At 68.5% G+C, this 19,843-nt stretch carries 18 protein-coding genes; 12 read left to right on the plus strand and 6 right to left on the minus strand.

Going from position 1 to position 19,843, the window contains the following annotated elements; translation table 11 throughout:
- Window positions 1-209 precede the first annotated feature (209 nt).
- Window positions 210-1,724, minus strand: a complete 1,515-nt coding sequence (locus tag GPX89_RS06615) for a DUF349 domain-containing protein (RefSeq protein ID WP_157355713.1) — start codon at window positions 1,722-1,724, stop codon at window positions 210-212.
- Window positions 1,725-1,900: 176 nt separating this feature from the next.
- Between GPX89_RS06615 and GPX89_RS06620 the strand changes: the two genes are divergently transcribed.
- From GPX89_RS06620 to dapF, 4 genes are all read left to right on the plus strand, one after another.
- The gene (locus tag GPX89_RS06620; RefSeq protein WP_328601571.1) at window positions 1,901-2,698 is read left to right on the plus strand and encodes a class III extradiol ring-cleavage dioxygenase family protein; all 798 of its coding nucleotides are present in this window, start codon (window positions 1,901-1,903) and stop codon (window positions 2,696-2,698) included.
- Entirely contained in the window at window positions 2,695-3,609 is a 915-nt protein-coding gene (gene miaA / locus GPX89_RS06625; protein WP_407939333.1) for a tRNA (adenosine(37)-N6)-dimethylallyltransferase MiaA, read from the plus strand. Before GPX89_RS06620 ends, miaA begins: the two co-directional genes overlap by 4 nt.
- Before the next feature lie 438 nt (window positions 3,610-4,047).
- A complete protein-coding gene (locus GPX89_RS06630) occupies window positions 4,048-4,878 on the plus strand; it encodes a TrmH family RNA methyltransferase (RefSeq protein WP_328601573.1) in 831 nt (276 codons plus the stop codon).
- A 23-nt stretch (window positions 4,879-4,901) separates the two neighbouring features.
- Entirely contained in the window at window positions 4,902-5,795 is an 894-nt protein-coding gene (gene dapF / locus GPX89_RS06635) for a diaminopimelate epimerase (RefSeq protein WP_328601658.1), read from the plus strand.
- A gap of 156 nt (window positions 5,796-5,951) precedes the next feature.
- Here the strand turns inward: dapF and GPX89_RS06640 are convergent, their stop codons facing one another.
- Window positions 5,952-7,070, minus strand: coding sequence for an alkene reductase (locus GPX89_RS06640; RefSeq protein WP_157355717.1), 1,119 nt, complete (start codon window positions 7,068-7,070; stop codon window positions 5,952-5,954).
- Between the two features lie 60 nt (window positions 7,071-7,130).
- Here GPX89_RS06640 and GPX89_RS06645 point away from each other — a divergent pair, with 60 nt between their 5' ends.
- From GPX89_RS06645 to GPX89_RS06665, 5 genes are all read left to right on the plus strand, one after another.
- Entirely contained in the window at window positions 7,131-7,520 is a 390-nt protein-coding gene (locus GPX89_RS06645; protein WP_157355719.1) for a MerR family transcriptional regulator, read from the plus strand.
- Window positions 7,521-7,621: 101 nt separating this feature from the next.
- The gene (hflX, locus tag GPX89_RS06650) at window positions 7,622-9,118 is read left to right on the plus strand and encodes a GTPase HflX (RefSeq protein WP_157355721.1); all 1,497 of its coding nucleotides are present in this window, start codon (window positions 7,622-7,624) and stop codon (window positions 9,116-9,118) included.
- Between the two features lie 649 nt (window positions 9,119-9,767).
- Window positions 9,768-10,643 (plus strand): helix-turn-helix domain-containing protein, encoded by an 876-nt coding sequence (locus GPX89_RS06655; protein WP_157355723.1) that lies wholly within the window; start codon window positions 9,768-9,770, stop codon window positions 10,641-10,643.
- On the plus strand, window positions 10,640-10,834 hold the full coding sequence (locus GPX89_RS06660) for a DUF397 domain-containing protein (protein ID WP_157355725.1): 195 nt from the start codon (window positions 10,640-10,642) through the stop codon (window positions 10,832-10,834). The genes GPX89_RS06655 and GPX89_RS06660 overlap by 4 nt, the downstream gene beginning before the upstream one ends.
- Before the next feature lie 152 nt (window positions 10,835-10,986).
- Window positions 10,987-11,700: an LmeA family phospholipid-binding protein gene (locus tag GPX89_RS06665; RefSeq protein ID WP_157355727.1), complete on the plus strand. Its 714-nt coding sequence runs from the start codon at window positions 10,987-10,989 to the stop codon at window positions 11,698-11,700.
- 1 nt (window position 11,701) lies between these two features.
- Here the strand turns inward: GPX89_RS06665 and GPX89_RS06670 are convergent, their stop codons facing one another.
- Genes GPX89_RS06670 through GPX89_RS06680 form a run of 3 tightly spaced genes read right to left on the minus strand, consistent with a single transcriptional unit; the run spans window position 11,702 to window position 14,506 of the window.
- Complete coding sequence (locus GPX89_RS06670) at window positions 11,702-12,526, minus strand: acyl-CoA thioesterase (protein WP_157355729.1); 825 nt, start codon at window positions 12,524-12,526, stop codon at window positions 11,702-11,704.
- Between the two features lie 21 nt (window positions 12,527-12,547).
- Window positions 12,548-13,138, minus strand: a complete 591-nt coding sequence (locus GPX89_RS06675) for a TetR/AcrR family transcriptional regulator (RefSeq protein WP_328601574.1) — start codon at window positions 13,136-13,138, stop codon at window positions 12,548-12,550.
- 57 nt (window positions 13,139-13,195) lie between these two features.
- Window positions 13,196-14,506, minus strand: coding sequence for an oxygenase MpaB family protein (locus tag GPX89_RS06680; RefSeq protein ID WP_157355733.1), 1,311 nt, complete (start codon window positions 14,504-14,506; stop codon window positions 13,196-13,198).
- A gap of 93 nt (window positions 14,507-14,599) precedes the next feature.
- Between GPX89_RS06680 and GPX89_RS06685 the strand changes: the two genes are divergently transcribed.
- Window positions 14,600-15,184 (plus strand): TetR/AcrR family transcriptional regulator, encoded by a 585-nt coding sequence (locus tag GPX89_RS06685; protein ID WP_157355735.1) that lies wholly within the window; start codon window positions 14,600-14,602, stop codon window positions 15,182-15,184.
- Here the strand turns inward: GPX89_RS06685 and GPX89_RS06690 are convergent.
- Window positions 15,175-16,668, minus strand: coding sequence for an alpha/beta hydrolase domain-containing protein (locus tag GPX89_RS06690; RefSeq protein WP_235946676.1), 1,494 nt, complete (start codon window positions 16,666-16,668; stop codon window positions 15,175-15,177). The two genes, GPX89_RS06685 and GPX89_RS06690, sit on opposite strands and share 10 nt — an antisense overlap.
- 365 nt (window positions 16,669-17,033) lie before the next feature.
- Between GPX89_RS06690 and GPX89_RS06695 the strand changes: the two genes are divergently transcribed.
- Window positions 17,034-18,431, plus strand: coding sequence for a HEAT repeat domain-containing protein (locus tag GPX89_RS06695; protein WP_157355737.1), 1,398 nt, complete (start codon window positions 17,034-17,036; stop codon window positions 18,429-18,431).
- Window positions 18,432-18,575: 144 nt separating this feature from the next.
- A complete protein-coding gene (locus tag GPX89_RS06700) occupies window positions 18,576-19,832 on the plus strand; it encodes a helix-turn-helix domain-containing protein (RefSeq protein ID WP_157387118.1) in 1,257 nt (418 codons plus the stop codon).
- Window positions 19,833-19,843: the final 11 nt, after the last annotated feature.

Consider the following 19,843-nt stretch of genomic DNA (forward strand, 5'->3'; position numbering starts at 1 on the left):
CGAGCCTATCCGCGAACCCCAACCCTTGTGAATAACCTTGTGCAACAGCGGAATCCACGCCGACATCGATATCCCGGCATCGTGCCGTGTGTGCGGGTCGAGCGCACGTGTCGTTGTCGGATGCGGAGAAGTAGTCCGCGCTCACACAGGAAACCGGCCCGGCCTGTGGAGGCCGGGCCGGGGTGAATCTCGGTGTGGGTCGCGCGTACTCAGCGCTGGCTGACTGCGCCTTCGGCGGCTTCGGCCCATTCACGCCACTGCTTGGCCTGTTCGAGGGCCTTTTCGGCGTCTCGGGTCTTGCCGGCGGCCTGGGCCTTGGCGGCTTGTTCCTCGAATTGGGCTACGCGTTCGCGGAATTGGGCGGCGCGGGCCATGGCCTCGGGGTCGGTGCGGCGCCATTGGGCGTCGACGGCCTCGCGGACCTTCTTCTCGATGGTGCGCAGGCGCGACTCGAGATCGTGCATGCGCTCGCGGGGGACCTTGCCGATGGCGTCCCACTTCTCCTGCAGCTCGCGCAGGGCGTTGCGGGCGGCGTCGAGGTTGGACTCGGGGTTGATGTCCTCGTAGTGGCGCAGGAGTTCTTCCTTGGCGGCCGCGTTCTGTTCGAACTCGTGGTCGCGTTCGCTGGCCGCGGAGTTGCGGGCGGCGAAGAAGACGTCCTGGGCGGCCTTGAAGCGACGCCACAGCTGCTCGTCGGCCTCGCGGGGGGCGCGGCCGGCGGCCTTCCACTCGGTCAGCAGGTCGCGGAAGATGGCCGCGGTGCCCGACCAGTCGGTCGAGCCGGACAGTTCCTCGGCGCGCACGCAGAGTTCTTCCTTGCGGGTCTTCGCGGACGCGCGCTCGCGGTCGAGTTCGGCGAAGTGGGCCCCGCGACGGCGGTTGAAGGCCTCCCGGGCCTTGGAGAAGCGCCGCCACAGCGCGTCGTCGACCTTGCGGTCCACGCCGCGAATGGTCTTCCACTCGTCGAGGATCTCCCGCAGCCGGTCCCCGGCGACCTTCCACTGGGTGGAGTCCGAGGCGATCTGCTCGGCCTCCGCGGCCAGGGCTTCTTTGCGCTCGGTTTGCTCGTGCCGGGTGCGTTCCTTCTCCTCCTTGGCGTGCGCGGCCGCCTCGTCGGAGTGTTCGATGATGGCCCGCAGGCGGGTGTTCAGCCCGTCGATATCGCCGATGACCGCGGCCGTGGGCAATGTTTCGGCAAGCGCGGTGGCGGCGGCCTTGGTCTTGCGGGCGTCGGTGCCGGCGGCCAGGCGGGCCTCGAGCAGCGCGACCTCGGTGGCCAGATCGTCGAAGCGCCGGCCGAAGTGCGCGAGCCCCTCGGTGGCGTCACCGGCCTGCCAGGAGCCGATGACGCGTTCGCCGTCGGCGGTCTTGACCCAGGCGGTGCCGTCGTCGTCGACCCGGCCCCACTGGCTGGGGTCGCTCACCGACGGCACGACCACCGGATGCGGGTGCGGTGTCGCCGGGCCGGGCGCGGGCTTGACGGCGTGGGGTTTGGGGGATTCGGGTTTGCGACGCGGGCCGCCCGGGCGGGGTGCGGCGGCGTTCGCGGGAGACGGTTTGGTGCCTTCACCCGGCGTGGGCACTGCGTCGCTGTTCGAGGCGGGCACTGCGTCGCTGCCCGAAGTGGGCACTGCGTCGCTCGGGGTTGGCACTGCGGCGCCGGGCTTGGGCGTCGGGGTCGACTCCGAGTGGGTGGCCTTCTCGGTTCCGTTGTTGTCCGTCATTGCTCCTCGTCCCTGCCGCGCGTCACGGCTGCCTGGTTACGCCCTAGCTCATCGGTCTAACTGCATCCCATTCAACCAGGCTGAGATGGGAAATGCTGTCTTTGAGCCCGCTTCGGCGGCGCGGCGGTCCGGCCGGGGTGGGGCTGGTGAGGTGCGTTAGCGCTACGGTTGACGGCGTGTTCTGTGTTGCGTCGCTGGTTCCCTCGCCGCCCGTGCTGGTACCCGAACTCGAGGGTACCGCCGGTGCCCTCGGCGATGGTCCGGTGGCAACGCTGCGAGCTGCGGTGTTGCGGGCCGCGGGGGAGTTGGCGGCCCGCGCGTCGCGATGGATCGTGGTCGGCGTGGCGGAGCCGGAGGAGGTTTCCGGCGGCGCGGTAGCCGAGCGGGTGATCGGTTCGGACGCGGTGGGCACATTCCGGGGATACGGCGTGGATGTCCGAGTTGGTTTGACCGGTTCGATGGCCGAGCGTGTCGTCTACGACCCTGTCCTCGACATCGATCCGCTGCTGCCCCTCCCGGCCTTGATCGCGGGCTGGCTGCGCGAGCAGGTCGCGCCCGAGGCGGTCGCCGAGTGCCGCCTGATTTCGGCCGACGCCTCCGCCGACGAGTGCCTGACCTTCGGCCGATACCTGCGCACCGAACTCGACGCCGAGGCCGAACCGGTCGCGGTGCTGGTCGTCGGCGACGGTGCGGCAACCCTGTCCCTGAAGGCCCCGCGCTATCTCGACGAGCGCGCCGAGGGCGTGCAGGAAGTCATCGACCGTGCTCTCGGCGCGGGGGACCGGGAGGCGCTGGCCGCCCTGGACACCCACCTGCTCGCGGAACTGGATGTCGCGGGCCGTCCCGCCTACCAGGTGCTGGCCGGTCTGTTCGCCGTCGATCCGGTCGATCCCGAGGTCGAAACCCTCTATGCCGCAGCCCCGTTCGGCGTCGCCTACCACGTGAGCGTGTGGCGTCCGGGAGCCGCCGCGTGAGGCCCGTCGCCGTGGTCGGCCCGACCGCCACCGGAAAATCCGATCTGGCCCTGGAGCTGGCCGAACGCCTGCACGGCGAGATCGTCAATATCGACGCCATGCAGCTGTATCGCGGCATGGACATCGGCACCGCGAAACTGCCGGTCCCCGAACGCCGCGGCATCCCGCACCACCAGCTCGACGTGCTCGACGTCACCGAGACCGCCACCGTCGCCTCGTACCAGTCCGCCGCCCGCGCGGATGTCGAGGCCATCATGGCGCGCGGCCACACGCCGGTCATCGTCGGCGGCTCCATGATGTATGTGCAAGCGCTGCTGGACGATTGGGATTTCCCCGCCACCGATCCGGAGATCCGCGCGAAATGGGAAGCCGTGCTGGCCGATCGCGGCACGGTCGCGGTGCACGAGGCGTTGAAGCGGGCCGATCCGGTGGCCGCGCAGACGATTCTGCCCACCGACGGCCGCCGCATGGTGCGCGCGCTGGAGGTGGTCGAGCTGACCGGCAAGCCGTTCGCGGCCTCCGCGCCCCAGATCGGTGAACCACGCTGGGGCGCCTGCATTATCGGCGTCGATCGCGACACCGCCGAGCTGGATGCCCGCATCGAGTTGCGCACCGCGAAGATGTTCGAATCGGGTCTGGTCGAGGAGACCGAACGGCTCATCACCCAGGGCCTGCGCCACGGCCAAACCGCCCGTCGCGCCATCGGTTACGCCCAGGTCCTCGATTTCCTCGACGGCGAATACGACCTGGCCGAAGCCCGTGAGCGCACTTTCATCGGCACCCGCCGCTATGTCCGCCGCCAGCGCTCCTGGTTCCGCCGCGACCAGCGCGTGCACTGGGTGGACGGCGCGGACCCGCAACTGGCGGACACGGCTTCGGCCATTGCCGAGCGCGTGCCGGGTGACGGCTGACAAACCGTTCCGCACGCTGCGGGCGGGGGTTTCGACATGGCGAGCCCTGCCTGGCCGGCTCGGCCGTCGCGGCGGCATGCGATCGGCTCTCGGCGGCCGGTCGTGGGCGGCGTCCGAACGACCCGCCGGCACCGTGCGCCCGGTCGCGCGTCTCCCCGTCGCTCCGGCCTGCTCGTGGCCGGAATCGATTGTGCGAAGCGAGATCTCGGCCAAGAGCCCGCCGGATGGCGGCCCGGACCTGCGTCGACGCGCTCGGCCTGCCCGGGCGGTGGGGCACCGCGTGCCTGCGTGACCGAGCAAGGGCCTGATCCTGGGGCGGAGTGCCATCTTCGTGAGTGGCTGGGCGATGCCCCGCAGTGATCGAGTCGGACACTCCGCGACTCGGGGACACGCCAGATTCACGTCTGCGTTGTCGGGGGTTCGCGCTACGTTGCTGGGGTGACGGGCCGTGGGAGTACGCGGAATGCCTCGGTGGAGTTGTGGCGGGAATACCTGCGCAACAGGGCCAAACGGGTGCGGGACGGTCGATTCCTGGTGCCGGGCAGGCGCGCTATCACGCGGGCGGTCGAATGTCGTTGGCCGCTGGAGACGCTCGTCTACCGGCTGGGTGCGCCGGAGCCGCCGGATTGGGTGCGGCAGCTGCTCGAGACCAGTGGTGTGCCGGGCATGGGGCTGGTGCCGGAGGTGATGGCCGAGCTGGCCGAGCCCACCGAGGGGGTGCCGGAGCTGGTGGCGGTGGCGGTGACGCAGCGGCCCGAGCTGGAGGATTTCGCGCCCGGCACGCCCGAGGACCCGGCCACGGTGGTGGTCGTCGACCGGCCCGCGTCGGCGATCCGGCTCGGTGCGCTGATCCGCTCGGCGGTGGCGTTCGGCGCGGGCGGGGTGATCGTGACCGGTTCGGGGGTGGACCATTACGACCCGCAGAGCGTGCGGGCTTCCGACGGGGCGTTGTTCGCGGTCCCGGTGCTGCGGGCCTCGGGTCCGGCGCAGGTGGTCGCGTTCCGGGACCGGCAGCGGGCGCGCGGCATCGACACCCGCCTGATCGGCAGCGACGATCGCGGCGGTCTCGCCCTCGACGACGCCTCCTTCGAAGGCGGCACCGTCCTGGTCCTCGGTGACGAGTCCGAATCGCTCACCCCCGCCTGGCGGCAGGTGTGTGACGGGCTGGTCTGCATCCCGACCGACGGCACCCTCGGTTCGCCGTCAGCGGCCGCGGTGGCCCTCTACGAGATCTCGCGGCAACGCCGGGCACTACGCTGGGAGCCATGACGAGCGAGAACAGCGCCGCTGACATCGAATTCAGCAAGGGCCACGGCACCCAGAACGACTTCGTGGTGCTGCCCGACCCGGACGCTTGGCTCGAACTCACCGAATCCCGGGTCGCGGCCCTGTGCGATCGGCAGCGCGGGCTGGGCGCGGACGGGGTGCTGCGGGTGGCGCGCGCGGGGGCACTGCTCGAGAACGGCGTGCTGGCGCAGCTGCCCGAGGCGGTCAGCGCCGAGGACTGGTTCATGGACTACCGCAACGCGGACGGGTCGATCGCGGAGATGTGCGGCAACGGCGTGCGGGTGTTCGCGCACTACCTGGTCGCGAACGGGCTCGAGCAGCGCGACGAATTCGTGGTCGGGTCCCGGGCGGGCGCGCGTCCGGTGGTCGTGCACCACGCCGACCCCGTGCACGGTGAGGTGACCGTGGCCATGGGCAAGGTCAAGACCCTGGGCACCTCCACCGCCACCGTCGACGGCCGCGAATTCACCGGCCTCGGAATCGATGTCGGCAACCCCCACCTGGCCTGCGTCGACCCGAACCTCACCCCCGCCGCGCTCGCCGCCCTGAACCTCGAACGCCTGCCCGGCTTCGACCACACCCTGTTCCCGCACGGCGTGAACGTCGAGATCCTCACCGCCCTCGGCGTCGGCTCCGACGGCGAGAAGGGCGTCGACATGCGCGTCTACGAGCGCGGCGTCGGCGAAACCCGCTCCTGTGGAACCGGAACCGTGGCCGCCGCCGCGGCCGCTCTGGCCGCGGACGGCTTCGACCTGTCCTCCGACATCGGCCACATCAAGGTCCGCATCCCCGGCGGCGTCGTCACCGTCGGCATCGAGCACGGCTCCGCCTGGCTGCGCGGCCCGTCCGTGCTGGTCGCGACGGGCCGCCTCGCCGCCAAGTGGTGGCAGGACGCCTGATCGACCGCCGCGGCGGACCCAGCGCGAATCTGCGTGAGCCCAACTGCCCGGGCCCGTCGGCGCTGGTCGTGGCCGGGCTGCCGATCGAACGTCCTCGGATGACCGGCCGAGCGCGCCACGCGGACGGGAGTTCTTGCAGGTTGCGCCGCTGACCGGTCACGCCGCAGAGGTGGCGGTGGCGAGTTCGGCGGTGTCGAGTGTCGGGTAGTCGTTGTATCCCTCCGCGCCGCTGACGTACATCAACGGCGCGTCCCGGACCGGGTTGAGAGGTGCGCCGATGCGCAGGCGGTGGACCAGGTCCGGGTTGGCCAGGAATGCCCGGCCCAGGGAGATCAGGTCCGCGCCTGCGTCGAGGAGGGCTTCACCGGCGGCGCGGCCGCCGTCGGCGGGGAGGGGGAGGGTCCAGCCGAGGATGGGGTTGGCGATCAGGGTGTGCGGCCACAGTCGGCGAATCTGCTGGAAGAGGGGGTTTTCCGGGTCGGCGTAGACGAGGTGGAGGTAGGCGGGGGCGCGTTCGGCGAGGGCGGTGACCAGGGCCGGGTAGAGGTCGTCGGTGTCGTCTTCGGCGATGCCGTTGGCGGTTCCGGCGGGGGAGATGCGGATGCCGACCCGGTCCGGGCCGATGGCCGCGATCACGGCGTCGACCACCTCGAGGGTGAAGCGGATGCGGTTCTCGATGGACCCGCCGTAGGCGTCGGTGCGGTGGTTGGTGTTGCCCGCCAGGAACTGGTGCAGCAGATGGCCGTTGGCGCTGTGCACCTCCACGCCGTCGAATCCGGCGGCGATGGCGTTGCGGGCGGCCTGGGCGAAATCGGCGACGGTGTCGCGGATTTCCCGCTGGTTCAGCTCGTGCGGGGTGACCGATTCCTGGTGGCCGGACGGTGTGTGGATCCCCTCCGGCAGCGGAATCGGCGAGGGCGCGACCGGCGTCAGCCCGCTGTTGTCGGGATGCCCGGCCCGCCCGCCGTGCTGCAACTGCAGGAACATCCGCCCGCCCGCGGCGTGGACCGAGTCGGTAACCCGCCGCCATCCGGCGATGTGCGAATCGTTGTAGATGGCAGGGATATTCGGGTAGGTCTGCCCGACCCGGCTGGGCGTGGTGCCCTCGGCGATGATCAGCCCGGCTCCGGCGCGCTGCGTGTAGTGGGTCCGCATGAGCGCCGACGGGGTGCCGTCGGCCTCCGCGCGATTGCGGGTCACCGGCGCCATGACCAGCCGGTTCGGGAGTTCCAGCGCGCCGATCCGGCCGGTGGAGAAGAGGTCCGTGTTCGTCATGCCGGTAAGGTAAAACCTGACATTGATGTGAGGTGCAAGCCTCGGAACCCGGAGTGCCGCATGCGAATCGGTGAGCTGGCCAAACGCACCGGAGTGAGCGAACGCTCCCTGCGCTACTACGAGGAACAGGGCCTGCTCGTGCCCACCCGCACCCCCGGCGGCCAGCGCGACTACCCCGACCTGGCCGTCGACCGCGTCATCCACATCCAGGAACTCTTCGCCGCGGGCCTGAACAGCAAGCGGATCTACGAGATCCTCCCGTGCATGCGCGACACCGACGGCGGCGCGAACGAACGCGCCACGCCCGACCTCGTCGACCGTTTGGTCTCCGAACGCGACCGCATCGACCGCACCATCGCCGACCTCCTGCGCTCCCGCGAAGTCCTCGACGACGTCATCGCCCGCGCCGGCGAACGTTGGGGTTCTGGGGGCTTGGCCCCCGGTCTCTAATCTTCTGGGGGTGTGGGGGCTTGCCCCACCCGCCGGAGGCTCGAGTCGCCGCGAAATAACCGAATGCGGCTTCTCGTTGGGACGTGGGACTATGGAGGTGTATGAGTAAGCCAGAAACGTATGAGTTCACTCCCGCCGAAGACCTCGACGAGGAGTACGACGACGCCCCTGACGCCGGTAACAACGGCTGGTCGGCCGCGCCGACCGTCGGTGAGCAGCAGCTCGAGGAGCGTGCCGCACTGCGTCGTGTCGCGGGTCTGTCCACCGAACTCGAGGACATCACCGAGGTCGAGTACCGGCAGCTGCGCCTGGAGCGGGTGGTGCTGGTCGGCGTCTGGACCGAGGGCACGGCCGCGCAGTCCGACGCGAGCATGGCCGAGCTGGCCGCGCTCGCCGAGACCGCGGGTTCCGAGGTGCTCGACGCGCTGATCCAGCGCCGCGACAAGCCGGACAAGTCCACCTACCTCGGTTCCGGCAAGGCCGAGGAGCTGCGCGCCATCGTCCTCGAGACCGGCGCCGACACCGTCATCTGTGACGGTGAGCTCTCTCCCGCGCAGTTGACCGCGTTGGAGAAGGTCGTGAAGGTGAAGGTCATCGACCGCACCGCGCTGATCCTGGACATCTTCGCCCAGCACGCCACCTCGCGAGAGGGCAAGGCGCAGGTCTCGCTCGCGCAGATGGAGTACATGCTCCCGCGGCTGCGTGGTTGGGGTGAGTCCATGTCCCGGCAGGCCGGTGGTCGCGCCGGCAGCAATGGCGGTGTGGGTCTGCGTGGTCCCGGTGAGACGAAGATCGAAACCGACCGTCGTCGCATTCGCGAGCGTATGGCCAAGCTGCGCCGTGAGATCCGCGACATGAAGACCGCCCGCGACACCAAGCGCGCCAAGCGCTCGGCGAGCGGCATTCCGCAGGTCGCGATCGTCGGCTACACGAACGCGGGCAAGTCCTCGCTGATGAACGCGTTGACCGACGCCGGAATCCTGGTGCAGGACGCCCTGTTCGCCACCTTGGATCCGACCACCCGTCGCGCCGCCCTCGAGGACGGCCGCGAAGTGGTGTTCACCGACACCGTCGGTTTCGTCCGCCACTTGCCGACCCAGCTGGTCGAGGCGTTCCGCTCCACCTTGGAAGAGGTGACGGGCGCGGACCTGCTGCTGCACGTGGTCGACGGTTCGGACCCGCTGCCGGATCAGCAGATCAAGGCCGTCCGCGAGGTCATCACCGATGTCCTGAAGGAATCCAAGACCCCGGCCCCGCCGGAGTTCCTGGTGGTCAACAAGATCGACGCCCTGGATCCCCTGGAACTGACCCAGCTGCGCGGCTGGCTCCCCGACGCGGCCTTCGTCTCGGCCCGCACCGGCGAGGGCCTGGACCAACTCCGCGACCGCCTCGGCCAGATCCTCGGCGGCCTGGACGTAGAGGTGAGTGTCCTGCTCCCCTACACCCGCGGCGACCTGCTCGCCCGCATCCACGCCGACGGCAAGATCCTCTCCTCCGAACACGAGGAATCCGGCACCCGAGTCCGAGCCCGAGTCCCGAACTCCCTCGCCGGCCAGCTGGTCGAATACGCCAACGCCGGAGCCCCCGCCTCGGAATAGATCGTCGAGTGGCACATTATCGAGGGGATTTGCCCGAATTAGCCTCGATAATGTGCCACTCAACGTTTTCAGGGTGGGGGCCAGAGGTTCCAGGTGCCGGAGGCGGCTCGGCGGCGGGCGATCATTTCGAGGTGGGGGACAAGGGCTTTGAAGTAGCGTTTGGCTTCGCAGGTCCTTTCGCAGGTTCGGTGGGTTTCCAATCCTCGTCGAGCGACCTCGAGGTTTTGGACCGGGTAGTCGGGGACCTCGTGGCTGATCGCTTGCGCCACAGCTCAACTCCTCGTCTGCTGTCGCGACAAACGATGCCGACCGGATCGTTTGCGATGAGAATTTCCAGAACCCTTGATGTCTTCAAGAACACAGAACGCTGTCAGCGCTCCACCCATAACAGTCATAAGCGACAAAATCCACGCATCCCAAGGCATTGCGACTCCAGATGTCCTATCGGATCGAATGGCCCAGATGTGACACCTGAGCCGAAAACTGTTTTCGCTGAGCGCTCTCCATCAAGTAGACAGCCAAAGTCCTTGCTGGAGTAGGTCCTACGGACTTCTCGCTGAAATACAATGAATGTCCGCGACGGTCATGTCCGTGGCGGGCATCCCCCTGATAGCGAGGCTAAGAAATGACTGGATCGACGGTCTCTCGCATGGATTTCGGGAACTACATGCGCGGAGTACGAGAAAACGCACATCAGACACTGCTCGCGGCCGCGACGGGGCTGGAGGTATCGCGTCAGGTCATCATGCGTATGGAGGAGGGGAGCCCCACCAAGCTCACCACGCCGCTGATCGGACTGCTACTCGATCATTACGGCGCGTCGCCGGAGGTGTGCGAAGAGGCGCTACGGCTCTGGTCCGAGATTGTCAATCAGGACAAAGTGGCGAAAGCGCAAGGAAATTCAAAGGGTTTCTGGAAGGCGTACACCGACCAGTTGGCCCCGACCTTTCCTAAGTTTCTCCGCCTCGAAGGTGCCGCGAACCGGATCATCGCGCACCAGCCGGTGATCGTGCCCGGGCTCCTGCAGATCTCCGAGTATCGTCGCGCGATTATCCGGATTGATGAACCGGACCTCTCGCCCGTGAATGTCGAGCGCTTGCTGGAGCTCACGACCCGCCGACAAGCGCGGTTGACCGAGACCGGCTTTCGTCTGGAAGTGCTGATCTCGGAGGCGGTCCTGCGCCATTGCCCCGCGAGCCCGCCGGTCATGGCGGCTCAGCTGCGCTGGATCGCCGAGATCGGGGACCGTGAGAACGTCAGCATTCGCGTGATCCCGTTCGCGGTCGGCCCGCATCGAGGTCTCACGATCCAGCCCTTCACGCTTCTCGAATTTCCGAAGGCGTCGAGCGGAATCGCCTTGCCTTCAGTAGTTTTCGTCGAGGGTGCGATCGGGAGTCTCTACCACGAACGCGTCGAGGAGATCGACCAATATAGGGAAGCGATCGGGGCTATGCAGGCGGTAGCGTTGACGAAAACGGACACAAGAGACATGGTGCTCGCCCTCGCGAAGGAGTACGCCGCATGAAGAAGCTCCCGCAGACCGGCCAGTGGTACAAATCGAGCAGATCCGATGCCGCGAAGCAGTGCGTAGAGGTCTACCTCGGCGATGGGCGAGTCGGTGTCCGCGACTCCAAAGCTGGCCCTCGCGGCCCGGAACTCTGGTTCTCGGACGGGGATTGGCGGACCTTCCTCGCGAGTCGAGTCTGGGAGCGTTGAGCTCGGCCGCGAACTCCGCGAGCGTGTTCGACGTCGGCCGGGTATGGAGGGCATGTGGTGGGTGGGGGGAACGCGCGGCGGTTCTCGACCGGGTGGTCTGAATCTGCGCGGCGAATTCAGCATGATGGTGGGATGACCGAGCGGGTGAGCGCATGCGCACATTACTGATTCTGATCGTGATACTGGTGATCGCGGTGATCGCGGGGGACCGGGTGGCGGTGGTGATGGCGCAGAACGAGATCGGGCGCAAGATCGCTTCGGAGTACAACCTGCCGAATCAGCCCAGCGTCGCCATCGGGGGTTACCCGTTTCTGACGCAGGCGGTCGCCGGGAAGTACGGGCGCATCGACATCCGGATCGGTGACTGGAGCCAGAAGGACATGTCGGTGCGCGACCTCGACGTGGTCTTGAAGGACGTCTCCGCGTCGCTGGACGATCTGATCAACAACCGGACGTCGAACCTGGTCGCGTCCACCGCGACCGCGACGGCGGTGATTCCCTACGAGACCGTGCAGCGCTTCGCGCCCAAGGAGGTCGAATCGTTCTCGTTCGGCTCGGAGGGGTTGAGCGTCAAGGGGAAGTTCCCGGTCGCGGGTGTTCCGGTGCCCGCGACGGTCGTCGCCAGCGTCGCACCGACCGACTCCGGTATCGAGGTCACGCCGGAGTCGGTGCGGCCGGTGTCGGGCGGCCCCTCGATCCCGCTGTCGTTGCTGCGCCAGTCGCTCACCTTCACCGTGCCGCTGCAGCAGTTGCCGCTGGGTGCGAAGCTGACCGCGATCACACCGGCCTCGGACGGCCTGCACGTGACCGCCGAGGCTCCGAACGTGCGCTTCTCGAACCTGCCGAAACTGCCGCAGTCGCAGTAGGTCAGCCCTTGAAGTAGACCACCTGGTGGCTGGTGGCCAAGGGCGTGCCGTCGGCGGTCCACAGCTGAGCCGACTGGTCGAAGAAGCCATTGCCGAAGTGCTGGCCGCGGGCGGTGGCCAGCACGTAAGGGGTCGGGTCGGACGGGAATTGGCCCGCGTCGGTGTGGAAGTAGACGGTGAAGGAGACCGTGCCCGCGGGGACCATGCGGCCCAACCGGAGCATGACGCGCGGGAAGAAGATGTCGCACATGGCCGTCAGCGACAAATGGTCCAGCGTGCGGGCGGGCGTGTCACGGACCCACAGGGTGGTGGTGGAGGTCGGGGAGCCGTCGCTGTCGGCCTCGAAGGGAACGCCGCCCTCGACGAACCGCATCTCGTAATTGCCCAGCCAGGCCGGGAATTCGGGTGTCACCGCGGCCTCGACGGCTTCGGGGGCGGGTACCGCGGGCGGGGTGATCTCGGTGTCGGACCAGGTGTCGCGGCGCAGGGCGCACACCACGGTCGCGGTGGTGACCACGGCGTCGTGCTGGCTCATGGTCACGACCCAGTGCTGGGTGGTGTTGTTGGTCCGGACGGGATCCGCGTCGATGGTGAACTCGCCGTCGGCGACGGGACCGGCGTAGTTGACGGTGATCGAGAGCGGGCTGCCCGAGCAGCGCGGGTCGTCGAGGACGGCGCGCAGCATGGTCGCCGCCGTGATTCCGCCGAAGGGGCCGACCATGTTCGAGTATCCGGGCGAGGTCCGACCCAGGAAGCGGCCCTCACCCGCGGGGGTGAGGTCGGTGGCGAGGTCGAACGGATGCTCGAGGGCGGTGGTCGATCCCAAGACGGCTTCTCCTTCGAAGAGTTAGTTGGTGATGTACTGGCGCACAACGAGTTCCAGCTGTTCGGCGATCCGATCCAGTGGCTCGATACCGCGCTCGGCCCGGCACAGGGCAATGCTGCCTTCGACGGCGGCGACGATCAGGGTGGCGGTGCGCGCGGCCTCGGCTCGTCCCGCCCCGTGCTCGCCCAGGGAGTCGGCCAGCAACTCGGTCCACTGCCGGAAGGCTTGCGCCGCAGCGATTCTCGGCGCGTCCTCGCCCTCGGACAGATCCTCGACGGCCACCGCCAGCACCGGGCATCCGGCCCGGAAGTCGCTGTCCACCACGATCTTCCGCCACATCTGCAGGAAGGCGTGCAGCCCGTCGACGGGTCCCTTCTCGAGTTCGCGGGTGAGCAGCTTCGTGGCCAGCTCGCCCGCGAACGTGACGGCCTCGCTGGCGAGCTGGTTCTTGCCGCCCGGAAAGTAGTGATACGTCGACCCCAACGGCGCGTGCGCGTGCTTGGCCAGCTCGCGCACGCTGGTCGCGGCGAACCCCCGCCGCCGGATCATGTCGGCCGCACCTGCGACGAGCTTGCGGCGTGAGTCCGAGGACCCCGTAGATGCTCCGGCCACACGCACCTCCTCGTCTATAACAGTCGTCATAGCTTAGCGCGGAGGCCGGGTCGATGATCAGGAGGGGTAGGCGCGGGCGTCGGTGGTGTATTCGGGGTTGCCGTAGGTGGCCAGGCGCTTCTTGACGACGCGGATGGTGTGGATGTCGGTGAGCTTTCGCAGGGCCGGGCGCTGGGACGCGAGGGTCATGAAGAGGAAGCGCAGGATGACGAACGGGGCGGTGACGGCGACGCGGGCCGCGTCGGCGGCGGTGAGCGGCACGCTCATGGCGGCGGCGGCTTTGCGGTCGCCGCCACAGAAGCCGAGGAAGAAGGCTCGGCTCCAACTGTTTTCGACGGTGTCGGCGGCGCGGTCGAACCAGGTGTGGCCGGGGCGCAGGTAGGCGGTCATGGTCGAGCGGACCAGCTCGCCGCAGGTCGCGTCGTCGAAACCGTCGCGGAGCAGGGCGGCGCGGGCGTGGAAGACCTCGATGATGCCCTCCGCGGTGGTGGGCAGCAGTTCCTCGGGGAGGCCGAGCAGGAAGCAGCGGTAGCGGGCGAATTCGAGCATGGCGCGTTCGCGGGTACTGAACTCGCTGCGGCCGCGGCGGGTGGCGAGGACGGCGAGCAGGTAGTTGCCGATGAGCCCGGCCGGCATCTGGTCGATCTGCGGCACCGGGACGCCGTAGACGCTGGAGTCCCACTGCTGGGAGCGTTCGAGGGCGTTGTAGCGGACCATCGAATGCATCAGGCGGACCATGGCGGCGGCTTCGAAGCCCTCGCCGTGGCGTTCCAGTGCGCCGGGCAGGGTCGTCACCGTGAAGAAGCTCGCCGTCTCGTGGACGCGGTGGGCGGCGCGACGGCCGGACAGGGCTCCGGTCAATGCCATCGGCAGGGCGGCATAGGTATTGAGGAAGGTCGCCAGGAACGCGCCCCGGATGAGGAACGGGGACAGGAAGGCCGCGCCGATTCGCGAGTGTCGCGCGCCCTCCTCGACCAGGTCCATGTCCAGCCAGGCCGGGGCCGCCTCCATGGATTCGAGGAAGGCCCGCAGTTCGGCGGGGGCGTCGGCGACCGAGTCGATGCCCTCGCGGCAGGCCAGTCGCAGCATGGCGATCAGGCCCTTGACGCCGTAGCGCGGCACCAGGGCGGCGTACGGGTCGGCGACCACGTCGCCGAGCATCGTTGCGGTGTGCATCAATTCGACGATTCGCTCGTCGGTGAGTAGTGGCTCGCGCTCGGCCACCCACCCGGGCAGCGACGACTTGTCGGCGGGGTCGGCGGTGAATCGATAAGGGGTCGAGTCGAAGTCGATGCGGCCGTAGAGCTCGGGCTGCAATTTCCGCTGGCTGCGGACTCTTTCGGCGAGTTCCGGGTAGTGGAGCGTCATCGAACACCTCAACTTTCAACCTGTCAGTTAGAGACTGACAGGTTGTAAGTTAGACTGTCAAGGATGACGACGGCCCCGGGTACACGCAGGCGCATGAGCGCGGAGAACCGGCGCGAACAGATCCTCGACATCACCCACGCCATCGTCGACGCCGAGGGCTTCCACGCCGCCACCCCCAACCGGATCGCCGAGGCCGCGGGCATTACCCGCCCGGTGCTCTATCAGCAGTTCGGCGACCTCGCCGGGATCTTCGTCGCCCTCATCGACCGCGAAGCCGCCCGCGCGGCAACGCAATTCGCCGAGGCCATCCTCCAACCGCGCGAAACCGACGACCCCGACCCGTTCATCGGCGCCTTCGCCGGAGCGATCCGCGCCATCGACAGCCATCCCGCCACCTGGCGGCTGTTCCTGTTCCCGCCCGCGGGCGCGCCACCCGAACTGCACCGCCGCCTCGCCGAGTCCCAGGAAGCCGTCCGCGACTTCCTGGAACACGAACTGCTGCAAGCCTTTCCCCGCCTTCCCGACCCGGAGTACACGGCCAGGATCCTGCACGCCTCCGGCCGGGAACTGCTGCAGCTGCGCCTGACCGACCCCGCCAACGCCACCGTCGCCCGCCTCATCGCCCTGGTCCGGCACCTGCGAACCAATGTCCTTCCGGCGGAGGGTGATCAACCCTGATCGGCGACGGCCCGCTCGAGGTCCTCGGGTAGCAGGAAACGGCGGTCGACCAGTCGCTGGGCGGCGCGGCGAATCACGGTGGGGTCCGGCGGGTTCGAGTCCTCGTCCGCGAGGCGGCTGCCCACCAGTTCGTAGAGGACATCGGGCAGACCGTCGATGTGGGTGCGCGGGTTCCAGCCGGTGTAGGCGGCGACGCCCGCGGCGAGTGCGGGCAGACGGATGCCCGCGAGCTCGTTGCCGTCCTCGTCCACCTCCGAGACGAGAGCCACCAGTGGGTCACCGTATTCGAGTGGCCAGCGGGTGCTGTACGGGTCGATCACCGGGGTCCAGGGCAGGTACTCGGCGTCGGGCAGCGCGGCGTCGGGGAAGCGGGCACGGATATGTTCGAGGACCCGTTCGCGGGTGGCGGCGGTGCCGTCGGCGCGGCGGGGGACCTGGCTGGGCTCGGGGTCGCGTCCGTCGCAGACCCACTGCTCGAGTTGAATGAACAAGGCGCGCAGGACGAGCGCCGGATCGAGGTTGCTGGCCGGATTGGCCAGCGGCATGAGCTTTTTGAAGGGCGCCGCCGAGCCGAGGTGGTCGGTGCCGGAGATCAGGTGGGCGCGGGCGTCGGGGTCCTCGGGCAGGTCCTCGCCGGTGCGGGGATCCTGATGGATGAGTGCGGCGTCGCCACGCCAGTACTCCCAGGAGCTGTTGGTGAACATGACCTTCGGGGTGCCGCCGAGTGCGCGCTGGCGGGCCAGCAGCGCCGTAGTGTCCAGGGGCGCACCGTATTCGGGCGTCAGGGGATGGGTGAGCCCCGGCTGCCCGAAGCGGCGGTTGAACTCTCCGCGCCGCGCGCTGGCGATCTGGGCGAAGACACCGTCGAAAACCTGCGCGCCGGATTCGTCGACATTGAGTCCGTCGTACAGGAATTGCCGTAATGCCCTGCCGCACTGCGATATTCCGGTGGCGAAGACGTACTCGTGGTCTTGCCGCAGCCATGCGCCGAAGTCCCGCAACGCCAGCAGCCCGGTGCCGACGACCGGAGCGAACGCCGAACGATAGACCAGCTCGTAAAAATGGAAAGCCCGGAACCCGCCGTCGATCTCGAAGGTCGTCGGGCTGGTGAACCGCCACGCCGACCGAGCCACGACCTGCCGCGCTCCCATCGGGCTGGTGCGCACGGTCAACGTGGCGTCGAGATCCTCCACATCCACCGTCGGGTAATCGGTGAAACTGAACAGCGGCCCCGAGTCACTCAGCGCATGCTCGGCCTGATCGACATCCGGCCGAAACTCCACCCGCAGCCACCCCGGCTCCACCTCGGCCACCGGCGCACCGAGCCCCAACGCCCCCGTCTCCCGCGCCACATCCCACTGCCACCCGCAATAGGCGACAGTCCACCCCCGCCGCAACAAGAACGCATCATCAACCGCGGGCACCCCGAAGAAATCCATCAATGGAATCCCCGCCCCCGCATTGAACGGCACCCCGAACGTCATCCCCCGATTCGGCACCGAAACCAGCGCCCGCCCATTCCCTCCACTCACCGGCCGCAACAACCGCACATCAGCCTCGAACCGAACCAGCCCACCCCCATCCCGCGGCGCCACCCCAAGATCCACAATCCGCCCATTAGCAACATTCCCGGGCTCCACCCCGAACTCCGCCGTCCCCGTCACCCACTCATACGGCAAATTCCCATACGGCTCGACCGACCGAATAGTCAGGGCATCCAGCACATTCGCTCCTAGGCGGTGAACTCCACGTCTCTCCCGCCCGATTATTCACCGACCGCCGGAACGCCCCTATCCGCGCCCCGAAAACGCGTGGGCCTGCCGCCGGATCGGGTGTTGAATGGGAAATCATGGATGACAGGGGGATTCAACGTATTCCGGCGTCGGTGTATCGGCAGGGCGAGCCGGACGAGCATTGGGATGACTACGCGAATTGGGCTGCGGACAGCGATGATCCGCAGGTGCTGGAGACGTTGGTCGGCGCGTACTCGACCGAGTCGCGGCATTGCTGTCGCGTCGTGATCCATCGATCCCTCTACGCCGCTGCTCACGGGCCCTTGGCTGCCGTACTCGCCGAGCGTTGGTGGGATTCGCGGGATCCCTGGGAAGCGATGGTCGCGACCCGGGCCACCGGTGACGCCGAACGTCTCCGGACTCGGCTCGCCGATGAACGATCGGGCGTCGTGCTCGCCGCGATCGAAGGATTGGCCGCTCACGCCGCGGAGTCGGCGGAGATCGCAGTACTCGGCCGGATCGTCGCTCGTCCCGAACCGGATTGGCGCTGGTCTCGTGCCGCGGCGGCACGCAGGCTGCGCACGATCGGCGGATCGGATGCCGAAGCAGCGCTCCAGCAGCGGTTTCTCTCGCCGCTCGATCCACCCTGGCGCGACGATCCGAAATGGATCGCGGAGCATGGCCCAGCCGCGGTCCCGGAGCTCATCGCCCAACTCGGGGAACAGATCTGGCGGTGGGAGGGACCATATGTGCTGGGGGCCTTGCGTGTGACAGCGGCCGTGCCGACTATCTGTCGTCTCCTGCGGGACGATCCCAATTGGCTGGCGGGGATAGCCGCGCTCGGCAGGATCGGAGTGGTCGACAGCGTCGAAACCCTGATGGAGCCGGCGATTACAGGGAACGCCGAGGCCCGGGATCACAGTCTGCGCGCTCTGGTTCGGATCAGTCCTGGGTCAGCGGTGGCGGCCGCGCTGTTCGCGATCAACGACATCGAACCCGACGTGCGCGATCGGGCCGCCCGCATCCTGACCAGACACGGCGATCAGCGTGCGGTGCTAGCGCTGATCCGACTCTGCGACACCGCATTTGCCGAGGCCGCCGCAGGGGCGCTCGGCCGTATCGCGGACCCTCGGGCCGAGCCGACGTTATGGAAGTTGTTCTCCACCGGTACTCCTCGCGTCCGGGCAGCAGCCGGTCGTGCGCTGAGTCGGGTACCCGGTCCGCGCCGCTATCTCGATTACGGTGCCCGGCAGCGTGATCCGAGCCTCCGACTCGCCTATGTCCGGCTGCTGAGCCACCGTCCGGACTGGGAGACGCCCCATAGCCTCGAGCACTGGCTTCGGGACCCCGATCCCAAGGTTCGGGCCGTCACAGCGCATCTGATCGCCACCCTTGGCCTCGACACGCTGCGGGTGCCGCTCGACGCGCTGCTGAACGATCCCGATCCCCGGGTCCGCAGGGCGGCGGCGAGCGCGGGGCGGCGGCTCGACCACCGGCTCGATCCGCAGACCTGAGCTCGGACCGACAGGTTCAGTCCCACCCAGTCGGACTGGTCGACCGATTCTCGGCGTTCGACGTCGGGCCGTTGTCACTCTGATCGGATATCCCGTCAGAGTGGAGGGAGCGGTGTGATCGAGCCTGCGTCGAGAGCGGATCCGTTGCGGTTGGCCGAGTTGGGGGGCGATTCGGGTGCGGTGCTGCGGGTGGTCGCGTATTTCGATGAGTTCGCGGCGAATGCCGATACGGTGATTCGTGCGGTCGCGCTGTTCGCCGAATGCGTGGTCGGTGCTAGTTGGCCATCGGGCGTCGTGATTCGTTACGACGGGGCGGGGCGCTTGTTGCCTGCCACGGTGACGCCCGTCGATGCGGTCGGTGTGGAACCGGCGGTGTGGCTGGAGTGGCCGGCGGCGGGTGGTGCGGGTATGCCGGGGGCGGTGCATCCGCTCGGCGGGGTGGTGCTGGATCGGCTACGGCATTGCCTGCGGGTGGTGGAGGCGCGACATGCGGCGCGGTCGTTGCGGATGGATGATCCGGCGTTGCTGGAAGTGGTGCTGTCGGAGAAGGAACGGGTGCGGGCGATGCGGCTGCTCGGGCTGGATCCGGGGCGGGCCACACGGGTGCTCGCGGTCGCGGGGCCCGGGGCGGGGGAGGCGGTGCGGATCATCGGTGAATATGTGCCGATCGCGCGGCAGGCGGTGATCGGGGCGGCGACGGCGGTGCTGGTGCAGGATTTCGGGGCTTCGGTGGTGGATCGGGGGTTGTCGGATCGGTTGAATTCGGCTGTGGTGCGCGCGTTTCCGGCATCACAGGTGGGGGCGGGCGGGCCGTGGATCGGGATGGGGGAGCGGGGGGCAGCGGTGTCGGCGGCGGTGTCGTGGGGGCAGGCGCGGCGGGCGTTGCGGTTCGCGTCGTCGACGTGGCACGGGCGGCGGGTGATCGCGTTCGAGCGGTTGGGGTCGTTGGAGCTGCTGGCGGATATGCCGGTGCAGCGGCTGCTCGGGAATGCGGATGTGGTGCGGGTCAACGAGTTCGCGGCCAGCGAGGCGGGGGCGTTGGCGGTGGACACGGTGGAGGCGTTCTGCATGTTCGGGACCTTGCGGCGGACGGCGAACGAGCTGCATGTGCACCACAGCACGGTGGCGGCGCGGATCGCGCAGGTGGAGGCGGTCATGGGGTGGGACATGGGGGAGGCGCTGGATCGGTTCATGGCGACGCTGGTGTTGACGGTGCGGCGGATCGCGCTGTCCTCGGCCGACTACCTGATCGAGTTCCGTCAGCTGCTGCTCTGGCCGGTGAACGACGACGGCCTGATCGAAGGCGAGGACTCCTACCACTCGGGGCCGGTGACGATCCGCACGCTGTCGCGCGAGGAGTTGCCCAGGGAATACGTCGAACTCGTGTACCCGGCCGTCTGACAGCGGCGAGA

The organism is Nocardia terrae (genome assembly GCF_009760405.1).
Taxonomy (GTDB): Bacteria; Actinomycetota; Actinomycetes; order Mycobacteriales; family Mycobacteriaceae; genus Nocardia; species Nocardia terrae.